5 protein-coding genes are annotated in these 5,001 nt (G+C 69.8%); 4 read left to right on the top strand and 1 reads right to left on the bottom strand.

The window, feature by feature from the left end; all coding sequences use genetic code 11:
- The 4 genes from DMB66_RS53265 to pflA form a co-directional block, all read left to right on the top strand.
- The coding region (locus tag DMB66_RS53265) for a hypothetical protein (protein ID WP_233625487.1) at positions 1 to 385 on the top strand (385 nt) is incomplete at its 5' end.
- Between the two features lie 113 nt (positions 386 to 498).
- Entirely contained in the window at positions 499 to 1,509 is a 1,011-nt protein-coding gene (locus DMB66_RS53260; RefSeq protein ID WP_125811700.1) for a zinc-dependent alcohol dehydrogenase, read from the top strand.
- Between the two features lie 133 nt (positions 1,510 to 1,642).
- The gene (gene pflB, locus DMB66_RS53255; RefSeq protein WP_125811699.1) at positions 1,643 to 3,883 is read left to right on the top strand and encodes a formate C-acetyltransferase; all 2,241 of its coding nucleotides are present in this window, start codon (positions 1,643 to 1,645) and stop codon (positions 3,881 to 3,883) included.
- A gap of 5 nt (positions 3,884 to 3,888) precedes the next feature.
- A complete protein-coding gene (pflA, locus tag DMB66_RS53250; protein WP_233625486.1) occupies positions 3,889 to 4,629 on the top strand; it encodes a pyruvate formate-lyase-activating protein in 741 nt (246 codons plus the stop codon).
- A 4-nt stretch (positions 4,630 to 4,633) separates the two neighbouring features.
- On the opposite strand, the gene DMB66_RS53245 is transcribed toward pflA, so the two are convergent.
- A partial coding sequence (locus tag DMB66_RS53245; RefSeq protein WP_148112876.1) for a response regulator transcription factor occupies positions 4,634 to 5,001 on the bottom strand: 368 nt, incomplete at its 5' end.

Below are 5,001 nucleotides of genomic sequence, written 5' to 3'. Positions count from 1 at the left end.
CCTCCGACAGCCGATAGGAGTCATCATGACCACGACGCTGGACGCCGAGATTCCCCCGTCAACCCGTTCCGGACATGTCGCGGTGCTGCCGGTGCGGCACGGCGACCGTCCGGTGGGCGCCTGGATCGTCGGGAGCGACACGGCCGTCTTCCGTCCGGTGGTCGACGTCAGCCGGCTCGCTGCCGCCGCATTGGCGGCGGCAGCGGCCGCGACGATCGCCACCGTCGTCGTCACCTGCCGCCGCCCGGCGATCGGCGCGGTGACGATGGGCCCAGGTGGCTGGATCAGCCTCAAGCGGACCACCCGGCCGGCGCTGTTCTCCGCTGCCCCACGCCCGTGGTGGGCGCGGATGCTTCGGGCACACCGGCTGGTGGTCGAGCGCTGACCGGGTCGGCCCGGCCGGGCCGAAAGTCCCGGGACGACCGGGCCTCCCTCCTCTGCTGCTAGATCAGTTCCAGCGCGAGGCTGACAGCAGAGAACGAGAGAGGGAGGGCTGCGATGCGCGCGGCAGTTGTCACCAGTTTCGACGCACCACTGGAAGTCAAGGAGGTTCCGACGCCGGAACCGGCCGACGGGCAGGTGCTCGTCCGCATCGAGGCCAGCGGCCTGTGCCACACCGACATCCACGCCGCCCGCGGCGACTGGCCGGTCAAACCCACACCACCGTTCATCCCCGGCCACGAAGGCGTCGGCATCATCACCAAGGTCGGCCCCGGCGTCACCACCCCCACCGTCGGCGACCGCGTCGCCATCCCCTGGCTCGGCCACGCCTGCGGAACCTGCGAATACTGCGTCACCGGCTGGGAAACCCTCTGCGAGGCACAACTCAACACCGGCTACGCCATCGACGGCGGACACGCCGAATACGCCGTCGCCGACGCCCGCTACGTCGTGGCCGTTCCCGCCGGCATCGACCCCGCCGAAGCCGCCCCGCTGACCTGCGCCGGCGTCACCACGTACAAGGCGGTCAAGGTCGGCGGAGTCACCCCCGGCGACCGGGTAGCGATCTTCGGCATCGGCGGACTCGGCCACCTCGCCCTGCAATACGCCCAGATCTTCGGCGGCGAGACCATCGCCGTCGATGTCACCGAGGAGAAACTCGCCCTCGCCAAGCAACTCGGCGCCGCCCACACGGTCAACGCGGCCACCACCGACCCCGTCGCCGCCATCGAAGCCCTCGGCGGCGCCGATGTCGCCGTGGTCCTCGCGGCCCACCCGACAGTCCTCGAACAAGCCCACGCCTCGCTGCGCCGCGGCGGCCGGCTCATCCTGGTCTCGCTGCCCAAGGACAACGCCATGGCGCTGCCCATCTTCCAGACCGTCCTCAAGGGAATCCGGGTCATCGGCTCCATCGTCGGCACCCGCGCCGACCTCGCCGAGGTGTTCCGCCTGCACTCCGCCGGGCGCACCCGCGTCTGCTACGAGGCCCGCCGCCTCGCCGACATCAACACTTCCATCGACGACGTCCTGGCTAGCCGCGTCCCAGCCCGCCTGGTGCTGCTGCCGTGAGAGCTTCACCCGGGGTCGACGACACGTCGCGCCCGCACCCGGAGGTCCCGGGAGGCCCAGCCTCCCGGGACCTCCGGCCCTAACAGGTCGGGCGATTTCCGGCAAGGCTAGAGAAGAGACATGAGGAGGGGTCATGGTGCAGGAGCGCAGCAGTGCCTGGCGCGGGTTCACCGGCAACGGGTGGCGCGACACGATCGACGTCGCCGGGTTCATTCACGACAACGTCACGCCGTACACCGGTGACGCGGGTTTTCTGGCCGGGCCGACGCCCCGCACCGAGCGGCTCTGGCGGGAACTGCAGCGCATGTTCGTCGAGGAGCGCAAGCGCGGGATCTACGACGTCGACACGCATACCCCGTCGACCATCACGGCGCACGTGCCGGGCTACATCGACCGTTCGCACGAGCTGATCGTCGGATTGCAGACCAGCGCGCCGCTGCGCCGGGCCATCATGCCCGCCGGCGGCCTGCGGATGGTCGAGGCCGGGCTCAAGGCCTACGGGTACGCGCTGGACCCGGCTGTGCACGCCATCTACTCCCGGTACCGCAAGACGCACAACGACGGAGTCTTCGACGCGTACCCCGCCGACGTGCTGGCCGCCCGGCGCTCGCACATCATCACCGGGCTGCCCGACGCGTACGGCCGCGGCCGGATCATCGGCGACTATCGCCGCGTCGCCCTGTACGGCGTCGACCGGCTGATCGCCGAACGGCGTGAGCGCAAGGCCACGCTCGACGGGCGGCTGTCGTCCGAGGAGGTCATCCGCGACCGTGAGGAACTGGCCGAGCAGATCCGCGCCCTCGGCGAGCTGAAGACCATGGCCGCCGGGTACGGCTCCGACATCTCCGGTCCCGCGACGACCGGCCGCGAGGCGATCCAGTGGCTGTACTTCGCCTACCTGGCCGCCACCAAGGAGCAGAACGGCGCGGCCATGTCACTGGGCCGCACCTCGACGTTCGTGGACGCCTACCTGCAGCGCGACCTCGACGAGGGCACGCTCACCGAGTCCGGTGCGCAGGAACTGATCGACGACTTCGTGATCAAGCTGCGGATCATCCGGTTCCTCCGCACACCCGAGTACGACCAGTTGTTCTCGGGCGACCCGACCTGGGTGACCGAGGCGATCGGCGGCCGGGGCGCGGACGGGCGCCCGCTGGTGACCCGCAGCAGCTTCCGCTACCTGCAGACCCTCTACAACCTCGGCCCCGCGCCCGAGCCGAACCTGACCGTGCTGTGGTCGCCGGCGCTGCCCGAGGGCTTCAAGCGGTTCTGCGCCCAGGTGTCGATCGACACCAGCTCCATCCAGTACGAGAACGACGACCTCGTCCGGGCCGGCTACAGCGACGACACCGCCATCGCCTGCTGCGTGTCGGCCATGCGTGTCGGCAAGGACATGCAGTTCTTCGGCGCGCGGGCCAACCTGGCCAAGACCCTGCTGTACGCGATCAACGGTGGCCGCGACGAGATCAGCGGCGAGCAGATCGCACCGGCCACCCCGCCGGTCGCGGGTGATGTGCTGGAATACGACGAGGTGCTCGCCGCCTTCGATCGGACCCTGGACTGGCTGGCCGAGACGTACGTGGACGCGCTCAACGTCATCCACTACATGCACGACAAGTACGCCTACGAGCGCCTCGAAATGGCCCTGCACGACTATCCTGTGCATCGCTTCCTGGCCACCGGCATAGCCGGGCTGTCCGTGGCCGCCGACAGCCTGTCGGCGATCAAGTACGCCCAGGTCAAGGCGCTGCGTGACACGACCGGCCTGGCTGTCGACTACGCCATCGACGGTGACTTCCCGACCTTCGGCAACAACGACGACCGCGCCGACGCGATCGCCGTCGACCTGGTCGAGCGATTCATGGCCAAGATCGGCCGGCAGCCGGCCTACCGTGGCGCCGAGCCGAGCCTGTCCGTGCTGACCATCACGTCGAACGTGGTCTACGGCAAGCACACCGGCAATACCCCGGACGGCCGGCGGGCCGGCGAACCGTTCGCGCCGGGCGCCAACCCGATGAACGGCCGCGATCGCCACGGCCTGGTCGCCGCCGCGCTGTCGGTCGCCAAGCTGCCGTACCGGTGCGCCCGCGACGGCATCTCCCTGACCAGCACCGTCACCCCGGACGGCCTCGGGCACAGCCGCGACGAACGGATCGCCAACCTCGCCGGGGTGCTCGACGGCTACACCGACGCCGGCGGCTTCCACCTCAACGTCAACGTGCTCGACCGCACGACGCTGGAGGACGCGATGGCCCACCCGGAGAAGTACCCGCAACTGACCATCCGGGTCTCCGGCTACGCGGTCAACTTCGTCCGGCTGACCCGCGAGCAGCAGCACGACGTCATCTCCCGCACCTTCCACGGCTCGCTATGACCGTCATGGCCGCGACCGTGACCGGCTCCGTCCACTCCTTCGACATCTCCGTCGGAGTGGACGGGCCCGGCACCCGCTTCGTCGCCTTCCTCGCCGGCTGCCCGCTGCGCTGCCAGTACTGCCACAGCCCCGACACCTGGTACCAGCGCAACGGCCGGCCGACCACCGTCGACGAACTCGTCACGGAGATCCGCCGGTACGAGCGGTTCATCAAGGTCGCCGGCGGCGGTGTCACGCTCAGCGGCGGCGAACCCCTGCAGCAACCGGGCTTCGTCCGCGAGGTGCTGGCGCGCTGCAAAGCGATGGGTCTGCACACCGCTCTGGACACCAGTGGCTTCCTCGGCGACCGGGCCGACGACGCCCTGCTGGACGAGGTCGACCTGGTGCTGCTGGACATCAAATCCGGTGATCCGGACACCTACCGCCGGGTGACCCGCACCGGCCGGCTGACGCCGACCATCCGCTTCGCCCACCGGCTCGCCGCGCGCGGCATACCGATCTGGGTCCGGTTCGTGCTGGTGCCCGGTCTGACGGACTCCGCGGCGAACGTGGCCGCGGTCGCCGACATCGTCGCGGGTGTGTCCACCGTGGAGCGGGTCGAGGTGCTGCCGTTCCACCGGCTCGGCGCGGCCAAGTACGCCGCGCTCGGCCTCGACTTTCCCCTCGCCGACACCGAGCCGCCCGGTCCCGACCTGCTGGACCGCGTCCGCGGCCAATTCCGGGACCGGGGAATCGTCGTCTGCTGACCGCTCAGTGTGGGTGCTCGCCGAGCAGTTTGGTGGCCAGCACCGCGGCCTGCGTGCGCCGCTCCAACCCCAACTTCGCCAGCAAACTCGACACGTAGTTCTTCACCGTCTTCTCCGCCAAGAACATCCGCCCGGCGATCTCCCGATTCGTCAGACCCTCCGCCACAAACTCCAGAATCCGCCGCTCCTGATCCGTCAACGACGCCAACTCCCGCGGCTGCTCCACCCCGTTACGAATCCGCTCCAACACCCGCTGAGTCACCGCCGGATCCAGCAACGACTGCCCCGCAGCCACCCGCCGCACCGCATCAACCAGATCCGTCCCCCGGATCTGCTTCAACACATAACCCGCCGCCCCCGCCATGATCGCCG

Source organism: Actinoplanes sp. ATCC 53533, assembly GCF_003947245.1.
The sequence above is the reverse complement of the archived record's forward strand: the minus strand, read 5'-3'. Positions and strand labels throughout refer to the sequence as shown.

Coding starts and splice junctions, on each gene's coding strand:
- DMB66_RS53260 (WP_125811700.1), top strand. CDS start 499: ATGCGCGCGGCAGTTGTCACCAGTTTCGACGCACCACTGGAAGTCAAG.
- pflB (WP_125811699.1), top strand. CDS start 1,643: ATGGTGCAGGAGCGCAGCAGTGCCTGGCGCGGGTTCACCGGCAACGGG.
- pflA (WP_233625486.1), top strand. CDS start 3,889: ATGGCCGCGACCGTGACCGGCTCCGTCCACTCCTTCGACATCTCCGTC.